The sequence below is a fragment of the Rhizobium sp. 01N447_2 genome (genome assembly GCF_056399245.1).
Genome location: NZ_JBFTQY010000044.1, coordinates 55,381 through 77,162 on the forward strand (window position 1 = coordinate 55,381; position 21,782 = coordinate 77,162).

General features: G+C 60.8%; 20 protein-coding genes. 9 read left to right on the forward strand and 11 right to left on the reverse strand.

The window, feature by feature from the left end; translation table 11 throughout:
* Positions 1 to 53: 53 nt before the first annotated feature.
* The 4 genes from AC1ECN_RS25035 to AC1ECN_RS25050 are packed head-to-tail and all read right to left on the reverse strand — an operon-like array spanning position 54 to position 5,015.
* Positions 54 to 1,574 (reverse strand): aldehyde dehydrogenase family protein, encoded by a 1,521-nt coding sequence (locus tag AC1ECN_RS25035; protein WP_477954406.1) that lies wholly within the window; start codon positions 1,572 to 1,574, stop codon positions 54 to 56.
* Positions 1,574 to 2,353, reverse strand: a complete 780-nt coding sequence (locus tag AC1ECN_RS25040) for an enoyl-CoA hydratase/isomerase family protein (protein ID WP_130661389.1) — start codon at positions 2,351 to 2,353, stop codon at positions 1,574 to 1,576. Before AC1ECN_RS25040 ends, AC1ECN_RS25035 begins: the two co-directional genes overlap by 1 nt.
* Positions 2,346 to 3,959, reverse strand: a complete 1,614-nt coding sequence (locus AC1ECN_RS25045; protein WP_477954408.1) for an acyl CoA:acetate/3-ketoacid CoA transferase — start codon at positions 3,957 to 3,959, stop codon at positions 2,346 to 2,348. The genes AC1ECN_RS25040 and AC1ECN_RS25045 overlap by 8 nt, the downstream gene beginning before the upstream one ends.
* A gap of 9 nt (positions 3,960 to 3,968) precedes the next feature.
* Positions 3,969 to 5,015 (reverse strand): LacI family DNA-binding transcriptional regulator, encoded by a 1,047-nt coding sequence (locus AC1ECN_RS25050; protein WP_130672369.1) that lies wholly within the window; start codon positions 5,013 to 5,015, stop codon positions 3,969 to 3,971.
* A gap of 184 nt (positions 5,016 to 5,199) precedes the next feature.
* Between AC1ECN_RS25050 and AC1ECN_RS25055 the strand changes: the two genes are divergently transcribed.
* Positions 5,200 to 5,370, forward strand: a complete 171-nt coding sequence (locus AC1ECN_RS25055; protein WP_165406126.1) for a hypothetical protein — start codon at positions 5,200 to 5,202, stop codon at positions 5,368 to 5,370.
* A 36-nt stretch (positions 5,371 to 5,406) separates the two neighbouring features.
* Positions 5,407 to 5,811 (forward strand): Imm6 family immunity protein, encoded by a 405-nt coding sequence (locus AC1ECN_RS25060; protein ID WP_130672368.1) that lies wholly within the window; start codon positions 5,407 to 5,409, stop codon positions 5,809 to 5,811.
* A gap of 59 nt (positions 5,812 to 5,870) precedes the next feature.
* Here the strand turns inward: AC1ECN_RS25060 and AC1ECN_RS25065 are convergent, their stop codons facing one another.
* Positions 5,871 to 7,262, reverse strand: coding sequence for an amidohydrolase (locus tag AC1ECN_RS25065; RefSeq protein WP_477954411.1), 1,392 nt, complete (start codon positions 7,260 to 7,262; stop codon positions 5,871 to 5,873).
* The gene (locus tag AC1ECN_RS25070; RefSeq protein ID WP_130672366.1) at positions 7,259 to 8,503 is read right to left on the reverse strand and encodes an MFS transporter; all 1,245 of its coding nucleotides are present in this window, start codon (positions 8,501 to 8,503) and stop codon (positions 7,259 to 7,261) included. The genes AC1ECN_RS25065 and AC1ECN_RS25070 overlap by 4 nt, the downstream gene beginning before the upstream one ends.
* A 117-nt stretch (positions 8,504 to 8,620) precedes the next feature.
* On the opposite strand from AC1ECN_RS25070, the gene AC1ECN_RS25075 reads away from it, so the two are divergent.
* From AC1ECN_RS25075 to AC1ECN_RS25085, 3 genes are all read left to right on the forward strand, one after another.
* Positions 8,621 to 10,633, forward strand: coding sequence for a helix-turn-helix domain-containing protein (locus tag AC1ECN_RS25075; RefSeq protein ID WP_130725852.1), 2,013 nt, complete (start codon positions 8,621 to 8,623; stop codon positions 10,631 to 10,633).
* Positions 10,634 to 10,792: 159 nt separating this feature from the next.
* A complete protein-coding gene (locus AC1ECN_RS25080) occupies positions 10,793 to 12,328 on the forward strand; it encodes a sensor histidine kinase (RefSeq protein WP_018072638.1) in 1,536 nt (511 codons plus the stop codon).
* A 63-nt stretch (positions 12,329 to 12,391) separates the two neighbouring features.
* A complete protein-coding gene (locus AC1ECN_RS25085) occupies positions 12,392 to 13,009 on the forward strand; it encodes a carboxymuconolactone decarboxylase family protein (protein ID WP_018072637.1) in 618 nt (205 codons plus the stop codon).
* Positions 13,010 to 13,049: 40 nt separating this feature from the next.
* Here the strand turns inward: AC1ECN_RS25085 and AC1ECN_RS25090 are convergent, their stop codons facing one another.
* Together AC1ECN_RS25090 and AC1ECN_RS25095 are read right to left on the reverse strand one after the other, a co-directional pair.
* On the reverse strand, positions 13,050 to 14,024 hold the full coding sequence (locus AC1ECN_RS25090) for an alpha/beta hydrolase (RefSeq protein ID WP_197727574.1): 975 nt from the start codon (positions 14,022 to 14,024) through the stop codon (positions 13,050 to 13,052).
* Positions 14,025 to 14,193: 169 nt separating this feature from the next.
* Positions 14,194 to 15,081 carry a LysR family transcriptional regulator gene (locus AC1ECN_RS25095; protein ID WP_064245865.1) on the reverse strand — a complete coding sequence of 296 codons (888 nt, stop codon included), beginning with the start codon at positions 15,079 to 15,081 and terminating at the stop codon, positions 14,194 to 14,196.
* Between the two features lie 124 nt (positions 15,082 to 15,205).
* Between AC1ECN_RS25095 and AC1ECN_RS25100 the strand changes: the two genes are divergently transcribed.
* A complete protein-coding gene (locus AC1ECN_RS25100) occupies positions 15,206 to 16,057 on the forward strand; it encodes an oxidoreductase (protein WP_130655216.1) in 852 nt (283 codons plus the stop codon).
* Between the two features lie 153 nt (positions 16,058 to 16,210).
* Positions 16,211 to 17,215 carry a ketopantoate reductase family protein gene (locus AC1ECN_RS25105; protein WP_018072633.1) on the forward strand — a complete coding sequence of 335 codons (1,005 nt, stop codon included), beginning with the start codon at positions 16,211 to 16,213 and terminating at the stop codon, positions 17,213 to 17,215.
* Between the two features lie 41 nt (positions 17,216 to 17,256).
* Here the strand turns inward: AC1ECN_RS25105 and AC1ECN_RS25110 are convergent, their stop codons facing one another.
* Complete coding sequence (locus AC1ECN_RS25110; protein WP_024320560.1) at positions 17,257 to 18,204, reverse strand: alpha/beta fold hydrolase; 948 nt, start codon at positions 18,202 to 18,204, stop codon at positions 17,257 to 17,259.
* 195 nt (positions 18,205 to 18,399) lie between these two features.
* Here AC1ECN_RS25110 and AC1ECN_RS25115 point away from each other — a divergent pair, with 195 nt between their 5' ends.
* Together AC1ECN_RS25115 and AC1ECN_RS25120 are read left to right on the forward strand one after the other, a co-directional pair.
* Complete coding sequence (locus AC1ECN_RS25115; protein ID WP_165418840.1) at positions 18,400 to 18,546, forward strand: hypothetical protein; 147 nt, start codon at positions 18,400 to 18,402, stop codon at positions 18,544 to 18,546.
* Between the two features lie 102 nt (positions 18,547 to 18,648).
* Complete coding sequence (locus AC1ECN_RS25120) at positions 18,649 to 18,957, forward strand: DUF1883 domain-containing protein (protein ID WP_130661377.1); 309 nt, start codon at positions 18,649 to 18,651, stop codon at positions 18,955 to 18,957.
* Between the two features lie 13 nt (positions 18,958 to 18,970).
* Here the strand turns inward: AC1ECN_RS25120 and AC1ECN_RS25125 are convergent, their stop codons facing one another.
* Both AC1ECN_RS25125 and AC1ECN_RS25130 read right to left on the reverse strand, forming a co-directional pair.
* Entirely contained in the window at positions 18,971 to 20,287 is a 1,317-nt protein-coding gene (locus AC1ECN_RS25125) for a replication-associated recombination protein A (protein WP_024320559.1), read from the reverse strand.
* Positions 20,284 to 21,687, reverse strand: coding sequence for a DegQ family serine endoprotease (locus tag AC1ECN_RS25130; RefSeq protein ID WP_018072630.1), 1,404 nt, complete (start codon positions 21,685 to 21,687; stop codon positions 20,284 to 20,286). Before AC1ECN_RS25130 ends, AC1ECN_RS25125 begins: the two co-directional genes overlap by 4 nt.
* Between the last annotated feature and the right edge of the window lie 95 nt (positions 21,688 to 21,782).

The following is a 21,782-nucleotide window of genomic DNA, read 5'->3' on the forward strand; positions in this document are numbered from 1 at the left end:
GACCCATTCCCGCACCAATCACCCGCCCTCCTCGAGCGTAGTTCGGCTGCCGGCTAAGCCAGCTTTTCCGTCTGCGGCATCCACCAGCTGGTGCGTTTGCCGATATGCATGTTGAGCGTCTTCGTCTCCGTGTAATCTTCGACCGCATGGCGGCCGAGTTCACGGCCGAGGCCGCTTTGCTTGTAACCGCCAAAGGGAAGTTCCGAGGCGCCGTCCATGAAGGTGTTCATCCAGACCGTCCCTGCCCGCACTGAGCGGCCGATCGTCAAGCACGTGTCGAAATCGCGGCTCCAGACACCGGCCGACAGGCCGTAGTCAATGGAATTCGCAATCCTGATCGCTTCGGCGGATGTCTCGAATGTCAGGACCGAAAGCACCGGACCAAAGACCTCCTCGCGCGCCACGGCCATATCGGGGGTGACCTCTTCGAGGATCGTCGGCGACATGAACTGCCCCATGCCGAGATCGAGCGTCTCGCCGCCATGCGCGACCCGGGCACCGCTGCCCCGCGCGCCGGCGACGTATCCTGATATCTTCTCCAGATGCTGCGGCGTGATGATGGCGCCGACCTGCGTCGAAGGATTGAGCGGGTCACCGACCTTCACTGCCTTCGACAGCTCGGCAATCCGCTTGACGACATCGGAAGCGATTGRTTTGTGAAGGATCAGCCGCGAGCCGGCATTGCAGCACTCGCCGGCATTGAAGTATGCGCCGAAGACCGCGGCATCGATGAACGCATCGAGATCGGCATCCGGAAACACGATCTGCGGGTTCTTCCCACCCAGTTCCAGCGAGACCTTCTTCAGCGTCTGTGCGGCATTCGACATCGTCAGCTTTCCGACACCGGTCGAGCCGGTGAAGGACACCATGTCGACGTCGGGATGCGACGTCATGACCGCGCCGACCTCTGGTCCCGTGCCGGTGACAATGTTGACGACGCCATCCGGAATGCCTGCCTCCTGCAGGATCTCTCCCAATACGAGCGTCGATCCTGAGGTCAGCTCCGAGGGCTTGACGACGGTCGTGCAGCCAGCGGCCAGGGCGAATGGCAGCTTCTGGCCGACGATCAGGAACGGAAAGTTCCAGGGCGTGATGATCGACACCACGCCGATTGCTTCGCGCAAGACGACGCCGAGCGTGCCATCGCCGAGCGTATTATAGCTCTCTCCGTGGAGGTCGCGTGCAAGAGCCGCCGCGTAGCGCCATATGTCAACGGAGCCTGCAATTTCTCCCCGCACCTGTGTGATCGGCTTTCCCGCCTCGATAGCATCGAGAAATGCCAACTCCTCTGCGCGCGCTGCGATCAGATCGGCAGCCTTGAGCAGGATGGCGGAACGTTCGGCAGCGGTCATTCGGGGCCACGGCCCGCGGTCGAACGCCTTGCGTGCCGCGGAAATCGCACGCTCGGCGTCCTTCTTGCTGCCGGTCGGGAACCGGCTGACCACGACACCATGGCTTGGCGCGACACGCTCGATCGGATCGGAGCTGCCTGCCTCCCAATTGCCATCGATGAGCATCTTGAAATCACGCGCTTTGTGGTCGCTGAGCGCGGTGGGGTTGACGAGAACCGTCATTACCATTCTCCCTTGAACGCTGCCGGGCGCTTCTCGCTGAATGATGCGACGCCCTCCTTCAGATCGCCGGTCTTCGCGGCGAGGATCGAGCCCAGGGCTTCGACCGCGGTTCCATTGTCTTCGCCGTTTGCCGATGCGATCATCAACTTCGCGATCTCGATGGCAGCCGGCCCCCTTGCGGCAATCCGCCCAGCATATTCCCTGGCAGCAGTGAGCGCGTTCCCCGTCGGAACGACTGCGTCCACGATCCCGAGCGTACGCGCCTCTTCGGCAGTGAATATTTCGCCACCCAGGGCCATACGCCGGACCGCCTGCGCCCCGAACCGGCGCACAAGACGCTGCGTCCCGGACCAGCCCGGCACCATTCCAAGACCGGTTTCCGGCAGGCCGATCTTGATGTGCTGCTCGGCGAGGCGAATGTCCGCGACGCCTGCAAGTTCAAGCCCTCCCCCGAGGGCGTGGCCGTTCAGAGCCGCGATCAGCGGCACCCTGAGCGTCGCCAGTCTTTCGAAGATACGGTGGCCGTGGCGAACCCAGAGATGACCGAACTCCTGAGGCAACATTCCGCCCCAGGCCTTGATATCGCCGCCGGCGGAAAAGCCCTTTCCTTCGCCGGTGAGAATGGCAGCGCGCACATTCGCGTTCGCCTCCACCTCGTCGGCCGCATCCGCCAGCGCTTTCAGCATGTCCAGGTCGAGCGCGTTCAGCTTCTCCGGACGAGAAATCGTCAGCGTCGCAACATGTCCATCGACGTCAATTCTGACTGTTCCGCTAGCCATGGAAGCTGCCCTCCAGCGTCCGTGCCTTTTTTTCTGGAAGCGACAGGCCGATGGTTGCCTCCGCGAAGAGCGCCGCGTCCATGACCTTCAGGTCGGGCGCTATGATCAGCGGAAACTCCGACTGATCGAGGATGTGGGACTGGAGATCGACGCCGGGCGCAATCTCGGTGAGGACGATACCATCGGACGTCAGTTTCATCACGCACCGCTCGGTGACATAGGTGATCTMCTGCCCCTGCTCGATCGCGCGCCTGCCGCTGAAGGTGACATGTTCGACCTCGTTCACCAGCTTCTTCAGCTTACCTTCCTTCTCGATGAGAAGAGCGCCATCGGCGATCGAAAGCTTCGCTCCGGCATTGAACATGCCTGAGAAGACGATCTTCTTCGCCCGCGCCGTAATGTCGACGAAGCCTCCGGCGCCGGCCGTCACATGTGGCCGGAAGGAGAGCTTGGAGACATTGACCGAACCGTCTTTGCCGATCTCGAGGAAGGACAGCAGCGATGCATCGAAGCCTGCACCCTGGAAGTAGGTGAACTGATAGGGAGACGGCATATAGGCGTCCGCATTGGAGGCGCAGCCAAAGGCGAAGTCGAGCAGCGGCACCCCACCGACTGCGCCTTGCTCGATGACCCAGGTGACTGCGCCGTGAAGCCCTTCCTCCAGCAGAATTCGCGGCACGTTGGCCGATATGCCGAAGCCGAGATTGACGCAGCTTCCCGCTTGCAGTTCCTGCGCAACACGACGCGCGATGACTTTCTGAACATTGAACTCCGGAACGCTGAAGCTATCGAGCGGGCGGAAGATCTCCCCGGAAATTGCCGGATCGTATTGCGTCTGCGTCGTCTGCTTCTGCTCCGGATCGACGACCACATAATCGACCAGCATTCCAGGCACGCGGACGTCATGAGGCTTCAGCGAGCCTTCCTTGGTGATCCGCTTGACCTGGGCGATGACGATGCCGCCGTTGTTGCGTGCGGCCAGCGCCTGATCGAGGCCGCCGAGATAGGCGCCTTCATGTTCGTATGTCAGATTGCCGCGCTCGTCGGCAGTGGTGGCGCGAATGATGGCGACATCAGGGACGATCGAGGGAAAGAACAGCCAGTCGTCGCCCTCGAAGCTCACGCGCTTGACCACCGGATGCTCCGAAGCCAGGCCGTTCATCGCGCAACCCTGCCGCTTGGGATCGACGAATGTGTCGATGCCGATCTTGGTCAGGACGCCCGGCCGCTTCGCGGCGGCTTCGCGATGAATGTCGAAGAGGATACCCGACGGAATATTGTAGGCCGGGATTTCGTTGTTGGTGATCATTTGCCAGATCAGCGGCGGCTCTGATGACGACGGGCCGGACGGATAGGAACCACCGATGATGCGCTTGAGCAGCCCCTTCTTGGCGATATGATCGACACCCTTGATGCCGCTCATGTCGCCGGCGGCGATGGGGTGAAGGGTGGTGATATCACGAGGGTGGCCGGTCGCATCGAAACGTTCGCCAATCGCCTTCAGCATGAGGTCCGGGCAACCGAGACCGCTCGAGGAAGACACCGTTACAACAGCGCCATCCGGGATCAGCGCGGCCGCYTCGGTCGGGGTGAGATGCTTCTTCATGGGCCTTACTCAGAGTCCTGTTTCGATTTTTACGCTCTTGCGGGCTCCGCAGCTCTCGCGAACAACCAGCCGAACCGCTGTTGTCACCGTCTCCGCCTCGGCCTTGCCCGCATTGATCTGCTTCAGAAGCAGCTGCGCGCCGCGGCGCCCGATGCCCTGCGGATCGACCGAGACCGTCGTGAGCGCCGGAACCGCCGCCTGAGCCTCGATGACGTCGTCGAAACCCACGACCGCGAAGTCGGAGCCGGGTTCCAGTCGGCGCGCACGCAATCCGTCGCAAACACCGAAGGCTACGGCATCGTTGAAGCAGACGGCTGCTGAGGGTTTGTCAGCAAGAACGATTGCTTTTCCGATCGCCTCCACCCCGCCGGCTCGCGAAGGCGCCGACGAGATGACAAGTTCTTGGTGATAGTCGAGCCCGGCTGCCTCCATGCCGCTTCGGTAACCGGCAAGGCGGTCGTCGAAGACAGCGGTGTCGGGAAAGCCGCCGAGAAAAGCGATGCGCTTGTGACCGAGTTCCGCCAGGTGCTTGACCGCGGACATCATGCCAGCCTGGTTGTCGGAGACGACGGACGAGACCTTGGCACCAGGCAGGTTTCTGACGACGACCACCACCGGAATCCCTGCGGCGACAAGCGGCTTGAAGTCTGCGGCATCGGTGGCGCGCGCCGGCGACACGATGAGCCCCGAAATGCCATGTTCCCGCATCGATGCGACAACCTCGCGCTGCCTGTCGATGCTCTCGCTGGTGTTCGACAGGAACTGCACAAATCCGGCCGACTGAACGACCATATCGACGCCGACCGCCAGTTCCGCGAAGAAGCTGTTCGTCAGGTCGTTCACGACGACCCCGATGATCCTCGATTTGGCACTGGCTTGGCGAAGATTGGCTGCGCCGCGATTGTAGACGTAGCCCAGCTCGCGCATCACCGCATTGACCTTGGCACGCGTCCCCTCATTGACCAGGGAGGAGCCCTGAAGCACCAGCGAAACCGTCGATTTGGAGACGCCTGCGGCCTTCGCAATGTCGATGACGGTTACCCGCGCCTTTGTCACGTCTTCCTCCCGACGCCAACGTCGAATGATTGCTTAGATATTTGGAACGTTCCAATTCTGTCAAGCGAATTTATATGAACTGCTATCCATCAGGTGCATCTATGCAAAATTCCGCCTCCCCTACTGCCGGAATCTCGCTCTAAAAATTGGAACGATCTAAGAGACGACTATGACTGAGAGGCATATGTTGATATTTTTCGATCTTCAAAATCGTGCGTGGCGCACGATCGCCCGATGCGTTGGCAGCAAAGATGTGGAAGATTCAGGCTCGCCCGGCATTTCCGTCGAAGCGATCAATGCGGCGCAATCGGCGGACCTTCCGGCAAAAGCAGGAAGGGCTTCTATTCTGTGTTAATAGACGTTGCGACAGCCCAGTGGAGACCATGGTGACATGAAATTGCGCGCCGAGCTGACCGTTCTGCCGCCACGCGAACAGGCGCGGCGCTTGGCAGCCATCGCCGCGTCTTTGGTCGCACAAATCGAGCGCGCCGAACCTCACGCGCCCGAAGCCAAAGCCGCCTTAGCGGCAATCCGCACTTGGGGTGATGGCGGACGCCTGACTGGCCGAGACTTCTCCGATCTTATCTACAGCGACGATGAGCGCGGGACGCTTCGTCGGCTCTCTGAGGTCGTGGGAAAGCCCAGCGAAGACGGCTGGAACGCGCTGACGACAGCAACCATGTACGTCGCCTGGCTTGTTTACCAGGAGACCGGCGAGCCCATGCCAAGTGACGTCAACGAAGTCGAAGAGGACAGCCTTGACCTTCTAGACGAGCAATTGGCCAAACTCGGCTGAAGTCCCCTCGCCGTTCCTCGCCGCAACTATTCCATGGCTCACATAACCGTCCGCATTGCCTAGCGGACCTTCATCGGTTTCGTCTCGAGCGGAATGAGAGGCTTGTAAGAAGTGCCTCCGAGTTCCCTAACGTGCTCCTGCTTCGCCCGGCCGATCAACTCGCTGTCCTGGAGACACCTGGCGGCGGCGGCGGCCATCACTTTGCCGGCMTGGAGCATTCCTTTATGAGCGTAGGAGGTCTTTCCCTGCGCAACCATCTGCCAGCTATGTGGAGGCGTTCCGTAGGCTGATGTCGCCATATAGACCTGTCCGGTGGGAACGATCCAGCTGACGTCGCCAACGTCGGTCGAACCGTGCAGAAACGTCGGCTTTTCTACGAGTTCGTTGACATGTCCGGAGAGGATCGTCCCGCGCTTCTCGATGCGAGCTTGAACGTCCCTCGGAAAAGTCCTCTGGATCTCCGCCGCGAACTCTTTCTCGCTGTTCGAGAAGGACGCTCCGCCGATCTTGTCGAGCTCCTGGTGAATCATACCTGCCAACGTGGCGTTCGGTATGAGGTCGGCGGAGGCTGCATCGAAGGTGATTTCGACCTCCGTTCCCGTCATCAGAGCCGCGCCCCGCGCCACGTCCTTGACCCGTTCGGTGATGTCCCGCACCTGATCCATCAGCGGCGCGCGGACCTTGTAGAGTACTTCGGCCTGCGACTGCACGACATTGGGCGCTTTTCCGCCGGTATCCGTTATCGCATAGTGAATTCTGCCGTCCTGGACGATGTGCTCGCGCAGGAAATTTGCCCCGACATTCATCAGCTCGACTGCATCGAGCGCGCTTCGCCCGAGATGGGGCTCGAAGCCCGCATGTGCACTCACACCACGGAAAGTGAAATAGACCTGGTTCGTCGCCAGCATTCTTGCATGGTAGGCGAGGTTCTCATCCCACGGGTGCCATGTGAAGGCGACGTCGACGCCATCGAACAATCCCTCGCGGGCCATGAAGGCCTTTCCGCCGCCGCCTTCTTCGGCAGGACAGCCGTAGAAGCGGACCGTACCGGCAAGCCCGAGCTCGTCCTTGCAGGCTTTAAGCGCCATGGCGGCGGCGAGCGAACCGACGCCCAGCAGATTATGTCCGCATCCATGACCGTTACCGCCGGGGACGACTGGCTTGTATCCTGCGACGTCGCCCTCCTGGCTGAGATTGGGAAGCGCATCGAACTCGCCCAGGATCGCCACGACGGGCTGTCCCTTACCGCAGCTTGCGACGAAAGCCGTCTCGATTCCTCCGGCCCGACGCTCGACAGCGAATCCCTCCGCTTCGAGAAGGTCGGCCAGGAGTGCTGCCGACTTATACTCTTCATATCGGATTTCGGCGAAGGACCAGATTTCATTGGCTGCCGACCGCAGCCCTTCCGCCTTGTCGGCGACAACACGCTCGATGATGTCGATATATGTCATTTCACGAGTCCTGGAATTGGTTGATCTGCGACCAGTTCGTCCGTGCTTCCGGTCGGAAGCGTCGCCGCCACGGCGAGGGTCACGACAGCGCAGCCGATGATCGCCAGGAAGGCCGTCTGATAGTTCTGGTCCGTAGCGTGCAGGATGGCGCCGATCGCTGTCGGCGAGGCGAACGATCCGATCTGGGCCAGGGAATTGATCAGGCCCGTGGCGGTCCCCACCGAATGACTGGGGTAGTGCTTCATGATCGTCACGAACACGCTGATCGAGATCGCGTTCAGGAACACGTTTGAAACCGTCAGATAGAAGAAGGCCAGCGGAATGGATGTGGTGTAGGCCATCAGATAGATGAACGCTGCCGACACCAGGGCGCCGATGCAGATGACGTATTTCTCCTTCTTATGGAAATAGCGGTCGAGCAGCCAGCCGGAGAAGAGGAAAGACAGGAAACCAACGGCCGGCGGGATTGCCGAGTATGCGCCCATCGACATCATGCTCATGCCCTTGACCTTCACCCAATAGGACGGGAGCCAGGACTGAAGACCCCAAAACACGATGTTGGTGAAGAAGTAGCAGAGGGCGATCTTCCAGGTCAGCGAATTCTTGAGCAGAGCCGTGATCCGGGCTTTTTCCGACTTTGTCGCCTTCGGCCCGGCGGATACCGGAGCAGTGCGGACCATTGGTTTCATGACCAGATAAAGCAGGATTGCAAGAACCAATCCGATCAGGCCGAGGGTGACGAACATGACACGCCAGTTGAAGTAGGCGATCAACGCCGTGGTGACGATCGAGCCGACGGCAAAGCCCACGGACGCTCCCGACTGAATGACCGATTTCGGTCTCGCCATGCTCTCCTTTTTGAAGTTGTCGGTTATGGCGACGGAGCTTCCCGCCGGGAAGACAGCCTCGCCCATGCCGACCAGAGCGCGTGACACGGCCAGCCCCATGGCGGAGCCGACCGCGCCGCATGCGATCGTGCCGAGCGACCAGATGCCGACTGCCGAGGTCAAGACCGAGCGGGTTCCCAGCCGATCGACAAGATATCCGCCGACGAGCTGCGTCAGAGAGTATGCGAGAAAGAATGCGCTGATGATCATCCCGGACTGTTCGGAGGTCAGGTGGAACTCGTCGACGATCGGAATGATGGCGATGTTGATCGCGGTCTTGTCGAGGAAGCCGACGACCCAGCAGATGAACAGCATCGCGACAATGATGTGCCTGCGCTTGATTTGACTAAGCATGGAATGCTCCCCTTTTGAGCGTTTATAAAACATGCTTAATATGTGAGCAGCCGTTTTTGGATGTTGAAACACACATCATATTCAGTTTATTTGTGTGAAAAGACACAGGGTTGCCACATGACGATCATGGACGAAATCGAGAGTTCGCTTTTGCTTTTGTCGAGCCGACCGCTCGTAAGCTGGCGGCGAGCTTCGGGTCGACCGACGATTCCGGACACCGACGCGTCGGAACCTACGATCACCTTCAGCCACGACCGCGACGAGGACGATGCCATATTGACCGCCGATATTTCCTATTTTGCAGGCGCCGTCTGCGAGGTGCGGATTCCCGGCGCCCACTATGAAACCGTCTTCGCCCGCCTACAGAAGATCGTGCTTAGCGCAGTCATTCGCTTTCAGAACCGCGCGGTTCGGGCCATGAACGCCATCAATCGCAATGTCCTCGATTCACTCGATCCGAACGAGATCAACGTCAACGCGATCGAACAGACGCTGAGTGTGATAGCCGAGAGCGACGCGGGCGTACTCAGACTTTACGACGAGGCGTCGGGTCTGCTCATTCCAGTATCGCAGGTCGGTTTCGACGACGATTATTACAATTATCGCGTCACGCCTCAAGAATCGATCGCCGGCAGCGTGTTCTCGACCGGAACACCCGTCCTGCTGAACTCGCCAGAAGATATCAGAGATGCTCATGCAAACCTGCGTGCGCCAAACGTTCGCTTCCTGTCCGAACAGGGTATCTCACATAGCCTTATCTGCGTTCCCATCAAGACGGACACGACGACGCTGGGAACGCTGACGGTCATGTCGTTTCGGCCGGGGTCCGCCTATGGTGAATTCAGCGTCAGCCTGCTTGCAGCCGTGGCGACGCAGCTCGCCATCGCCTATAAGAAGTCGCAGGCCTACGAGCTGGCCGTCCGGTCGAATGAAAGTATCAACCGGATGCGGCTGGAGATCGAAAGGCGCAACGCGGAGCTAGCGCGCTCGCTTTCGGCCCACGACGACATCCTCTCCATCTTTACGCGCCACCGGCCACTTGGCGAACATCTCGAGGAGATCGCGACGCATTACGGCATCGACTTCCACTACGCCGATATTTTTGGAACGACGTTCGTGTCCAGGGAATGGAAAGAGCCGAAGGCCACGGAGGACATGCCGGTCGGGCTCTTCGACGGTAGCCTATCACAGAGAGAGGACCTATCCGTGCAGCCCGTCCGTGTCGCCGACGACGTCGTCGGAAGCTTTCATTTCGAGCGCGGTGACAATGCAAGCTATTCCGCTGCGATCCTGGGCGTGGTGTCCGCTTTCGTAGCGCTCGAAATTGTCCGCAGCGCGTCACAGGACGACATCCTCAACAGTAAGAGACGGAAGCACTTCGAGGCCTTGGGAAGGGATGATCTCGTCACCTCGGGTGGAGCCGTCCGGTTCGGCTTTCAGATCAAGAAATATTGCCAGATCATCTTTGTCAGGCATGAGCAGGAGAGCGCCCAGAACCAGAGCCTGTTCCTGCAGAGAACGCTTCAGCAGGCGTTGAGGGCGGCGACGATCCAGAACCAATTGTCGTTCTATACGGACGAAGGCGTCTTCCTGCTGTTCTGCGCTGCCACCGAGGAAGCCCTGCGGAAGAATCTGGAACCCATCGGAGACAAGGCAACTGCGGAAGGATGGCGGTGCGGGGCAAGCCTGATGCAAAGCGCGCCCCATCGTTATCCCGAAGCGGCCAATCAGGCTGTCGAGGCCGCCCATCTCATGAGCATGAGACATCGTGCGGGCATTCTTGTGCACAGCGAGACCGGCATCGACAGACTGCTGCGCAAGCAATCCGCTGCCGATATCCTCGAATTTGCAGATCAGATACTTGCTCCAATCGAGAAAGAGGCGAATGGCGACGCCCTTCTGAGGACGCTGGAAATCTACATCGAGAGCGGGAAATCGGCTTCCAAGGCAGCGGCCTCCCTCGGCATACACACCAACACCCTCTATCAAAGGCTGCAGCGGGCGCAGCATTTGATGGGCAAGGACATCGACAACAAGGACGACTATCTGCTGCTCAGCCTGGCATTCCATCTGAAGTCGACATACGGCTCGCAGCAGCCTGCCGGCAGAAGCAAAGCAGCTTCCGCTTGAACGCTGGTTCGCCTATCGCAAACGACAGAAGAATTCCGGACCAGGCGTGTGCTCCAGGTTTCCGTCGAGGAAGTCCCGGCAATAGACATTAGCGAAACTTTATCGTTTCTGACGAATGCTACGGATACGTGCAACGCGCCAGATCTGAAGCAGGGCCGGATGATGCCACACTCGTTTGAATCCATTCTGGAGAGCCTGCCTCAGGGCATCGTTCTGCTTGATCCTGCCGGTACGGTGACGGCTTTCAATTCCCGCACGCTGGACATTCTCGGCCTTCCGCAAGGAGCCATCCGCAAAGGCATGAATATCGACGGATTGCCGGGCACCGCAGACTGCCGTGCAGTGGCATCCCGGCGGGCGATGGCCGGTGGACAGCCCACGTCTCAGTTTGCCCTTTCCGACGGAGGGATGGTCTCATTGACCTGCGCCCCATCGAGGGATGGAGGCTGGATCCTCAGTTACGAAGACATCTCGACCCTCATTCGGGTCGAAGACAGCCTGACCGAACAACATCGCCGGTTCGACGCAGCCCTCAGCAACATGCCACATGGGCTGTGCATGTTCGATTCGACCAAGAACCTGATATTGTGCAACGCCTCCTACGCGCGGATGTACAATCTGCCGGACCTTCTGACGCAACCGGGAACGCCGCTTGTGGATATCCTGGCCTATCGCAGCCGGGAGGGAAATGGCCCCGCCGATACCACGACCTATTTTGACGTGGTCTTTGAAGCGACAGTCCGTGGTGCGCCGGCCAGCCAGAACATCGTCCTGGCCGATGGGCGCGTTATCAAGATCACTCACAATCCGATGCAAAACGGTGGATAYGTGGCCACCCATGAGGACGTCACCAAGACCGTCCGGCTGGCGGAAGAGCTGCGCCGGCATCACGATCAGCTCGAAGCGACGGTTAAGAGCCGCACGGCGGAAGTCGAGCGGCAGGCGCTGGAACTCGAGCGCATGCTGGCGCAGGAGCGGAACATCAACGAATTGCAGCGGCAATTCGTGGCGATGGCATCGCATGAATTCAGGACGCCGCTTGCAATCATCGACGCTGCAGCCCAGCGGCTGCTGCGAAAGAGGGGGGCGTTAGAGCCCGAATTTCTCAGCGACAAGGTCGATCAAATCCGCGCATCGGTGAACCGGATCGTCGATCTCATGGAGAGCATCCTGTCAGCCGGACGCCTCGATACCGGCAAGATCGATATCAGCTACGACGCCTGCACATTGAGATCATTGATAAAAACCTGTTGCGAGCGGCAGTCGACGATCGCAAAGTCGCACAGCTTCGTCTTGAATATCGATGAGCTGCCGGAGTTCATCGATGGCGATCCCCGCACTTTGGCACAGGTCTTTACCAACCTGCTTTCCAATGCCGTCAAGTACGCGCCCGGAACCTCCGAAATTCGCGTTACGGCATGGACAGAGACGGGAAACGTCAAAGTTTCGATCAGCGATGATGGAGTGGGGATCGATGCCGAAGACGTGCCCCGGCTGTTCCAGCGCTACTTTCGTGCCCGGACGTCGACCGGGATTGCCGGAACGGGTATCGGCCTCAACCTGGTGAAGCAGATCGTTGAACTACATAGCGGCTCGATAGAGGTTCGAAGCGCAAGAGGATGCGGATCGACGTTTACCGTAACCCTTCCCATCAAGAGAAGTGGTAACGCTTCTGCGAGCAGTGATGCTGCCTGATATTTCAGGATTGCTGTCCTGCATATCTACCCTATCCTTCTCACAATAGAGGAGGATCATGCCATGGCTTTCATTCACACCCCCAATGCATCCGCCAGCGAGAAGACGACGTCGATGTATGCGTCGGCCGAGGCGAATTATGGTTATCTGCCGAACATGTACCGGGCCTTCGGCCATCGGCCGGAGGTGATGGAGAGCTGGGCGGCGCTGCTTTCGAGCATTCGCGGCCATATGAGCTTGCGGCGCTACGAACTGGTGACGCTGGCGGCGGCCAAGGAGCTCAAATCCTCGTATTGCATGCTGGCGCACGGCTCGGTGCTGCTGCGCGAGGGTTTCACCAGCGACGGGCTGACGGCTGTCGTCAACGAGACGGAAAAGGCGCCTATCGATGCCGGCGAGCGCGCTATCATGGCCTTTGCCGCCAAGGTGGCGCGCGATGCGACATCGGTCACGCAGCAGGATATAGATGGGCTGAAAAAACACGGGCTGAGCGATGCCGATGTCTTCGACGTCACGGCGGCGGCAGCGGCCCGGTGTTTCTTCTCGAAAATGCTGGATGCGCTGGGTGCTGCACCCGACCATGCCTATATCGAGCGGCTGGAGCCGAATGTGCGAAAGACGCTCAGCGTCGGCCGAGAGGTCGAGCGTCCTCTGGCGCCGTCACCGTCTCGCGCGCAATGATGCGATGACGGAGGCGCCAGGACGCCTGGTCCTGCGGCCCCTATTCCTGCGGTTTGTCCGCAAAATGCCGGATCGCAAACTCGGCGATATTCTGGCTCGACCGATCGGCATCGTCGAGCAGCGAGGGAAACAGCTGCCACTGATGGGGCATGCCCGGCCAGACCTCGGTGGTAACATCCACCCCCGCCTGGCGCGCCTTGTCGGCAAGCCGTAGCGTGTCGTCCAGCAGGACCTCACCGGAGCCGACCTGCAGCAGCAGCGGCGGAAAGCCGGTCATGTCGGCATAGAGCGGTGATGCCTGGGGATCGGTCGGAGACCGGCTGAGGAGATAAGTCTTGCGCAGCGTCTCGATCTCAGCCTTGCCGAGCAGTGGGTCGTTTCCGGCATTTGATGTCATCGAGCCGCCCGTCGCGGCAAGATCGGTGATGGGGCTCAGGGCAATTACGGCCGCCGGCAGCGGTTTCGCCGCCTGCATCTGCCGCAGCACCGTCTCGATCGCGATATTGCCGCCGGCGCCATCTCCGGCGACGATGATGTTCTCGTCGCGATAGCCGTTGTCGAGAAGCCAACGATAGGCCGTCAGCGCGTCGTTGATCTGCGCGGGATAAGCATATTCGGGCATCAGCCGATATTCGACGAGAAGAACGTCGCTGGACGCGGCCTTGGCGAGAGATCCCGCGAGCAGGCTGTGCGTGCGGATCGAGCCGCTGGAAAAGCCGCCGCCATGAATATAGAGGATCACCCTTTGGCCGATCGGGTGATGAAGACGCGCGGGCCACATCAGCTCGGCATCGACGCCGTCGGCATCGACCTGCCGAACCTGGATGCGCGTCGGCCCCGGCGTCGTCTCCATCAGCGTCCTGAAGGCTGTCCGCCGCTGCTGCAGGCTATCGGCACCGGCAAAGTGATCTTTCCACAGGCCGATGAATTTTTCGACCTGCTGGCGCGAGATTTGGCTTTGCGGTCCGATGTCCTGCCCGACCGCCGCCGAGGCGAGCAGCAAAAGCGCAGCCAATGCGGGAAATAGACCGCTGGGCCGCTTTGGTCCCCTTCGATTGGCAGTTGGCAAAATCTGACAGTTCATCAACCTCTCCCGATGATGCGGGCCATGACGGCCATGCCAGCATCTTTGGCCAGTTCAGGCGTCGGAGTCAAAAGGGTGACGGATGCGAATCCCGACCTTTTTACTCGGCTCTCATCGCGTCGATGACTGCCCTGAAACCCGCCGACATGTGGCGACGGCTCGGATAGTAGAGATAGAGCGGCTCCTCCGGCTGGCACCAGTCGTCCAGCACCTTAATCAGCTCGCCGCTGGCGATCGCCTTCTCCACGCGCGGCTCCCAGATATAGGCAAGGCCGACGCCACCAAGCGCTGCCTGCATCATCAGCTCGTGATCGTCGAGCGACAGCGGTCCGCTCGGCTGGAAGCTCACCGTCTGGCCATCCTTCTCGAATTCCCAGGCATAGCGCGCACCTGACGGAAACATGTTCTGGATGCAAAGATGACGCTTGAGTTCGTGGGGTGTCGCCGGCTTCGGCCGGGTCTCGAAATAGGCGGGCGAACCGACGACAACCAAACGGATGCGTGGCTTGATGCGCAGCGCGATCATGCCCTCGGTGACGCGCTCGCCGAAGCGGATGCCGGCATCGAAGCCCTCCTTGACGATATCGACCAGCCTATCGGTCGCGTTGATCTCCAATTGCAGATTGGGATTGCTTTTGAGCAATGGGCCGATGATGCGGCCGATGACGAAGGGGCCGATCGAGTTCGGCACATTGATCCTCACCTTGCCGAACGGCGTGTCGCGGTAGCGGTTCAGAGCATCGAGCGCTGCTGCCATCTCGCCGAAGGCCGGATCGAGATGCGAGATCAACAGTTCGCCGGCTTCCGTCAGCGAGACGCTGCGCGTCGTGCGGTTGAGCAGGCGAATACCGATCCGGTCTTCGAGATTGAGCACGGCGTGACTGATTGCGGAAGCGGTGACGCCCCGCTCCTCACCCGCCTTGCGAAAGCTCTTATGCCGCGCGACAGCCGCGAAGGCCGCAAGTTCGGACAGTTCGGTGGCTCGCATTGCTGAACTACAATCATCATAGTTTCAAGAATAACAAATCTTATACAGCAACGGATTTTCGGTCAAATTCAACCCGTCGGCACAGAGATGCGACGCCAACCGAACACATCGAGAGGAATTCGTCATGAAAGTCTGGTTCATCACTGGTGCATCCCGCGGCTTCGGCGCGCTGATGACCAAGGAAGCCCTTGCATCAGGCGATGCCGTCATCGCCACCGCCCGCAACCCGAAAACCGTGACCGAGCAGTTCGATGATCATCCGAACCTGCTTGCCGTCGCGCTCGACGTCACCAATGAGGCGCAGGCCAAGGAGGCCGCGGCTGCCGGCATCGCCCGCTTCGGCCGCATCGACGTTCTCGCCAACAATGCCGGCTACGGCCTGCTCGGCGCTGTCGAGGAAGCCACTGCCGAAGAGATCGAAAGGCTCTATGCCACGAACGTCTTCGGGCTCCTGAAGGTGACGCGAGCCGTGCTGCCCTATATGCGCCGCCAGCGCTCCGGCCACATCCTGAACTTTTCCTCGATCGGCGGTTACTTCGGTTATCCCGGCTGGGGCGTCTATGGCTCGACGAAGTTCGCCGTCGAAGGCTTGTCCGAATCGATGGCCGCCGAACTCGAACCTTTCGGCATCAAGGTGACGATCGTCGAGCCCGGCTTCTTCCGCACCGACTTCCTCGCCGACACGTCGCTGGCGATCAGCCCGGCCTCCATCGCCGATTACGAAGGCACGCCGGCCGGCAACATGCGCAGTTTCGCCGCCGACGCCAACCATGCCCAGCCCGGCAATCCCGCGAGGCTCGCCACCGGCATCATGACGATGGTCAACTCGGCCAATCCGCCGCTGCGGATGCCGTTCGGCAGCGACACGGTGGCAATGATCGAGCAGCAGCATGTCAGCGTTGAAAAGGAACTTGCCACCTGGCGCCAGCTCGCTCTGTCCACGGATTTTCCGAGCGATGCAACGACCTCGGCCTGAAGACCGGGCACTGTCCGCCGGATCCCCGATCTCGGGGATCCGGCGGCAGCGCCGCTGTGACCGCAGGAAAGCGCATCATGCGGCAAATTAGCATTCGCCTCACGCCTGGAATGACCTAGATCTAGGTTCGATCACCACCATGAAGAGGCGAGTATGTCCATCAAGTCCATCTGCATCTATGGCGCCGGGGCACTCGGCGGCGCTATCGCCGCCAAGCTTGCGAGCCAAGCCAGAAACGACGCCACCATCTCCGTCGTCGCGCGTGGAGCCCATCTCGACGCCATCCGCGACAACGGTCTCAGCCTGCGCGAAGCCGATGCGGATAGGCCAATCAACGTCCGCCTGACTGCGACCGACGATCCCAGCACATTGCCGCCACAGGATCTCGTCATCACCGGCCTCAAGGGGCATCAGCTGGCGCCTGCCGCCGAAGGCATTGCAGGCCTCCTCAAGGAGGGCACCCGCGTCGTCATGATCCTTAACGGCATTCCGTGGTGGTATTTTCACCGCGATACCCAAAGCCGGCATGCCGAACTGCAGTTCGACGAACTCGATCCCGGCGGCAGGCTCTGGCGGCTGATCGGGCCGGAACGCGTCATCGGCTGCGTCGCTTATCAAGGCGCAGAGGTGATCAATCCCGGCGAGATCCAGCTTGCCAACAACGGCCGCTTCGTGCTCGGCGAGCCCTCGGGCGAGATCTCGCCCGATCTCGAGGCGATCGCCGCGGTGCTGACCGACGCCGGCCTCAACATCACGACGACGCCTGTTATCCGCGACGAGATCTGGAGCAAGCTGATGGGCAATACCGCCTTCAACCCGATCAGCGCGCTGACCAGGGCGCTGATGACTGACATCATGGCAGATCCATCACTTTCGACCACAGTCGGCAAAGTGATGAACGAGGTCCGCGCTGTCGGCGAGGCCTTGGGCGCGCGTTTCAGCATGACCGTCGAGCAGCGGCTCGAACAATCGCGCCATATCGGTGCCGTGCGCACGTCGATGCTGCAGGATCTGATCGGTGGCAAGGCGCTCGAAATCACGCCGCTGGTCGGCATGGTGGTGGCGCTTGGACGTCTGATTGCCGTGCCGACGCCGGTTTCGGAAACGATCCTGGCGCTGGTGACGCAATTGGATCGGGAAAACCAGCGCGGCAGCTGACCGCAGAGGAAAGGCGGCCGGGAAAGCCCGGCCGCCTTCCCTTACTTTCCGACCTGCTCGGCCCAGTTCGGCGCCTTGCCGCCGCCATCGAGAAAGGTCATTGCCATATTCGCCATAAGGGGCGAGGCGAAAGTCTCGTAATGGGTGAGATCAGGCAGGATCGCCAGCCGGTTCTTCGACATGTTCTCCCGCATCCAGCCCGCATCACGCAGGCCGCCGCCGAGCTTATGGTAGAAGTCAATCATGTGCTCGGGGCGGATCATGTCGGCATCGCCATAGATCAGCATGACCGGCATGGTGAGCTTCGCGACCGCGTCGCCATAGTCGTTTGGTTCGCGCATCAGCGCGCCCATGGCGTCGAGCAGCTTCGGAAACTCCGAAACGTCGGGCGCCACCGCCTTGTAGGAGAGGAACATCGGCGTGTCCTTCATCATGTCGGCCATAGCGGCGCCGACGGCCGCCTGCTGCGGCAGCATCTCCGGGAAGAAGCCGTTCTGCGCATAGGGCGCCGACAGTATCACCAGCCGGCGCACCCGGTCGGGCGCGTTCGCCGCCATGTTCAAAGCCACCCCGCCGCCGAAGGAATAGCCGAAGACGTCGACCCTGTCGTAGCCGAGTTGCTTCACCAGGATCGCAAGGTCGGCGCCGATGGCCGGAAGTTCGATCGGCCGCGTGCCGAGGGGCGTGCGGCCATGGCCCTGCAGATCGACGGCGATCACCTGCCGGTGGTCGGTGAAAACAGGCATGACGGGCGCGAACATCTCGATCTGCCCGAGGCCACCGTGAAGCAGCAGCAGCGGCTCGCCCTCGCCGCGGATCTCATAATAATAATCGATACCGTTTACCGGCAGACTTCCCTTCCTGACAATCGGCGCTGCAGCCTTCTTCTCCTCAGTCGCCGGCGCGGTACCGTCGGCACTCGCCATATCGGGCGCGGCCAGAAATGCGGCAGCCGTTGCGATCATCGAAATCAGCGTCATCTTCGACATGTCCTTGCTCCGTGTTTGCATCGATACCGCAAGGACGGCGGTGCTCGTGTCTTTCCGACATCACGCTTCGAAATTTCTCGCATCGGCCTTTATGCCATTCCTATATTTCCGTGCCCCGCTCCGAATGGATTTCCTATCGCCCGCAGCAGTAGACTTTCGCCATCGCTGCAAAGGTCAAATGCCATGCGACATGTCATGTCCTCCGGTTTTCAGTTCCCTCGCCCACACAGGATCACCCGCGGCAATAGGCAGATGCGCGAGAAGCGCACCGCCCAGGCGCTGATCGTCTTTGGCGTGGTGCTCGCCTGCGTCGAACTCTATGTCGTTCTCGGCGCGCTCTGAGGCGGAGAACGAAGACATCAGCTGAAAGGCCGAGCTCCAACTTTTCCTTAACCGACATGCTGGTAAAATCGCGTCGCAGAGACTTCAGACGCCACGAGACCGATGAAACCGAATTTCCGCTTCACCCAATACGATCTCAAGGAACAACGCGCCGGAACGATTATCGAGGTGTCGTTGAATGCGGTGAACAATGTCCGCCTGATGACGGCCCCGAATTTCCAGCGGTTCACCGAGGTTCTCGATTTCAAATATATCGGCGGCGTGGCACGCAAATCGCCGATCAAGATCGCCGTTCCGGAAAGCGGCCACTGGCATGTCATCGTCGATATGGAAGGTCATCACGGGCTTGCGGAATCTTCCGTCAAGGTGATCGCCGCGCCGGCAAATCAGAAGACGCCGCGCGCTTCCTGAGGTTCGCCAGGTTTCAGGGCGGATTACGCTCCTTGCGAAGTTTTGCCCACCATTCCAGCCGCTTGCGAATATCGCGCTCGAAGCCGCGTTCCGGCGGATCGTAGAAGATCTGGCGTCCCATCTTCTCCGGGAAATAATCCTGGCCGGAAAAGGCATCCGGCTCATCGTGGTCGTATCGATAGCCGTCGCCGTACCCCTCGCCCTTCATCAGCTTGGTCGGCGCATTGAGGATATGCTTCGGCGGCAGCAGCGAGCCGTTCTGCTTGGCGGCCTGAGTGGCAGCCTTGAAGGCGGTATAGACGGCGTTCGATTTCGGCGCGGTGGCGAGATAGACGCAGGCTTGCGCCAGCGCCAGTTCGCCTTCCGGCGAGCCGAGATACTCATAGGCATCCTTGGCGGCGTTGCAGATCACCAGCGCCTGCGGATCGGCAAGACCGATATCCTCCACCGCCATGCGCACCAGCCGCCGGCCGAGATAGAGCGGGTCCTCGCCTGCATCGAACATGCGGGCGAGATAGTAGAGCGCGGCATCGGGATCCGAGCCGCGTACGGATTTATGCAGTGCCGAGATCAGATTGTAGTGGCCATCCTGCGCCTTGTCGTAGACCGGGGCACGGCGCTGGACGATGCGCGTCAGGCCTTCTGTGTCGAAGCTCTCGCCTTCGCGCGCCGCGCGCCAGACTTCTTCGGCGAGCGTCAGCACCGCGCGGCCGTCGCCGTCGGCCATGCGGATCAGGCTGACGCGGGCATCCTCCGTCAGCGGCAGCGGCTTCTGCTCGATCGCCTCGGCACGCTTCAGCAGTTCCTCGAGGCTCTCTTCGTCATGCGACGTGAAGGTGAGCACACGGGCACGCGACAGCAGAGCGGCGTTGAGCTCGAAGGAAGGGTTCTCGGTGGTGGCGCCGACGAGGATGACGGTGCCATCCTCCATGACGGGCAGGAAACTGTCCTGCTGGGCGCGGTTGAAACGATGGATCTCATCGACGAAGAGCAGCGTCTGACGGCCGTCCATACGCCGCAGGCGGGCTGTCTCGAACACCTTCTTCAGATCGGCGACGCCGGAGAAGATCGCCGATATCTGCTCGAAGGCCAGCCCCGCCTCGCCCGAAAGCAGCCGTGCCACCGTCGTCTTGCCGGTGCCGGGCGGACCCCAGAAGATCATCGAGCCAAGCGAGCCGCTTTCGATCATCCTCTTCAGCACGCCGTCCTCACCGGTCAGGTGTTCCTGACCGGTGACATCGGCAAGCGTTTTCGGCCGCAGCCGGTCGGCAAGCGGCCGTCTGGCGGCAACCTCCTCCGGAACACGCGGCGCGAAGAGATCGTTGCTCATCGGAAGAATTGCCGGATGCGCTGGCCGTCGCGCTCTATCTCGACCCGCCAGAGGCCGGGGTCGCTATCGGCGATCTCGGACAGTTCGCTGGTCGACTTCACATCCGTGCCGTTGATCGAGACGATGATATCCTTCGGTTCGAAACCGAGCCGGGCGGCAGGCGAATCCTCCTTCACCTCGGATACGACGACGCCCGCCGATTCCGGCGGCATGCGCAGCTCGTCGGCGACCCGCGGCGACAGGTTCTCGACGACGGCACCGCTAAACGGCGTGCGTCCGCCGATGGTGCGCTGGTCGCGCGGCGAGGTTTCCGGGGCGCGGGCGAGCGTCAGCGGCAGTTGCTCCTCGCGGCCGTTCTCGATGACGGTGAGCTTGACCGAATTGCCGAGACCGGCCGTGGTCAGCCGGTAGAGCAGCGCATCGGGATGTTCGACGGAAATTCCGTCGACAGCGGTGACGATTTCGCCGGCCTTCAGCCCGGCCTTGGCCGCCGGCCCACCTTCCGAGACCTTGACGACGAGCGCGCCGCGGGCCTTGTTCAGCCCCAGCGCCTCGGCCACTTCCGAGGTCACGGCATCGAAGCTCGCGCCGACATAGGGCCGTTCGAAGGATTTGACGCCGGCATCGGCGGAAGTGAGGAAGACCTTGACCAGATTGGCAGGAATGGCGAAACCGATACCGTTCGAGCCGCCGCCGCGCGAGAAGATCGCCGTGTTGATGCCGATCAGCTCGCCCTTCATGTTCATCAAGGCGCCGCCGGAATTACCGGGATTGATCGAGGCATCGGTCTGGATGAAGAAGCCGAATTCGTTTCTGACCACCTGGTTGCGGGCAAGCGCTGAGACGATCCCGCTCGTCACCGTCTGGCCGACGCCGAAGGGGTTGCCGATCGCCAGCACGAGATCCCCGACCTCGACCGCGTCGGAATTGCCGATCGGCAATGTCGGAAAGCTCTCCTTGGTGTCGATCTTCAGCACGGCGAGATCGACACGGTCGTCGCGCAGCACCACCTTGCAGGGGAATTCGCGGCCATCCGACAGCGCTATCTTGATGTCATCGGCGCCTTCGACGACGTGATTGTTGGTCACGACAGTGCCGTTCGCCTCGACGATGACGCCGGAACCGAGCGAGGACTGCTTCTCCGAACGGTTCGGCATCTGCTGGCCGAAAAACTGCTCGAAGAAAGGATCGCCGGCAAAGGGCGACTGCCGCTGGACGATCTTTTCCGCATAAACGTTGACGACGGCGCCCGACGTCTGTTTGACGAGCGGCGCGAAGGAGAGCTGCATCTGCATCTGGCTTTCGGGCACTGTCTTTGCCGTCTGCGCATGGGCGACAGCCGGCAGGACGAGCATCAGAGCGAACAGCGAGACGGAGGCGCGCTTAAAAAAGCCTTGCATGGGTATTCCTTTTGAATCCTCTTGAGGAACGTTGTAGCGCCCGACGCTAGAAAGGAAAGAGGGCGGAAGCATGGAAGAATAAGGCAACGAAACGT

Bases quoted from the DNA above. Each gene is read 5' to 3' on its own strand.
- AC1ECN_RS25100 (WP_130655216.1), top strand. From the start codon at position 15,206: ATGAAAGTCTGGTTCATCACTGGTGCATCCCGCGGCTTCGGCGCGCTG.
- AC1ECN_RS25085 (WP_018072637.1), top strand. From the start codon at position 12,392: ATGGCTTTCATTCACACCCCCAATGCATCCGCCAGCGAGAAGACGACG.
- AC1ECN_RS25120 (WP_130661377.1), top strand. From the start codon at position 18,649: ATGAAACCGAATTTCCGCTTCACCCAATACGATCTCAAGGAACAACGC.
- AC1ECN_RS25095 (WP_064245865.1), bottom strand. From the start codon at position 15,081: ATGCGAGCCACCGAACTGTCCGAACTTGCGGCCTTCGCGGCTGTCGCG.
- AC1ECN_RS25115 (WP_165418840.1), top strand. From the start codon at position 18,400: ATGTCCTCCGGTTTTCAGTTCCCTCGCCCACACAGGATCACCCGCGGC.
- AC1ECN_RS25105 (WP_018072633.1), top strand. From the start codon at position 16,211: ATGTCCATCAAGTCCATCTGCATCTATGGCGCCGGGGCACTCGGCGGC.
- AC1ECN_RS25060 (WP_130672368.1), top strand. From the start codon at position 5,407: ATGAAATTGCGCGCCGAGCTGACCGTTCTGCCGCCACGCGAACAGGCG.
- AC1ECN_RS25125 (WP_024320559.1), bottom strand. From the start codon at position 20,287: ATGAGCAACGATCTCTTCGCGCCGCGTGTTCCGGAGGAGGTTGCCGCC.
- AC1ECN_RS25110 (WP_024320560.1), bottom strand. From the start codon at position 18,204: ATGTCGAAGATGACGCTGATTTCGATGATCGCAACGGCTGCCGCATTT.
- AC1ECN_RS25070 (WP_130672366.1), bottom strand. From the start codon at position 8,503: ATGCTTAGTCAAATCAAGCGCAGGCACATCATTGTCGCGATGCTGTTC.
- AC1ECN_RS25055 (WP_165406126.1), top strand. From the start codon at position 5,200: ATGTTGATATTTTTCGATCTTCAAAATCGTGCGTGGCGCACGATCGCC.
- AC1ECN_RS25130 (WP_018072630.1), bottom strand. From the start codon at position 21,687: ATGCAAGGCTTTTTTAAGCGCGCCTCCGTCTCGCTGTTCGCTCTGATG.
- AC1ECN_RS25075 (WP_130725852.1), top strand. From the start codon at position 8,621: ATGACGATCATGGACGAAATCGAGAGTTCGCTTTTGCTTTTGTCGAGC.
- AC1ECN_RS25040 (WP_130661389.1), bottom strand. From the start codon at position 2,353: ATGGCTAGCGGAACAGTCAGAATTGACGTCGATGGACATGTTGCGACG.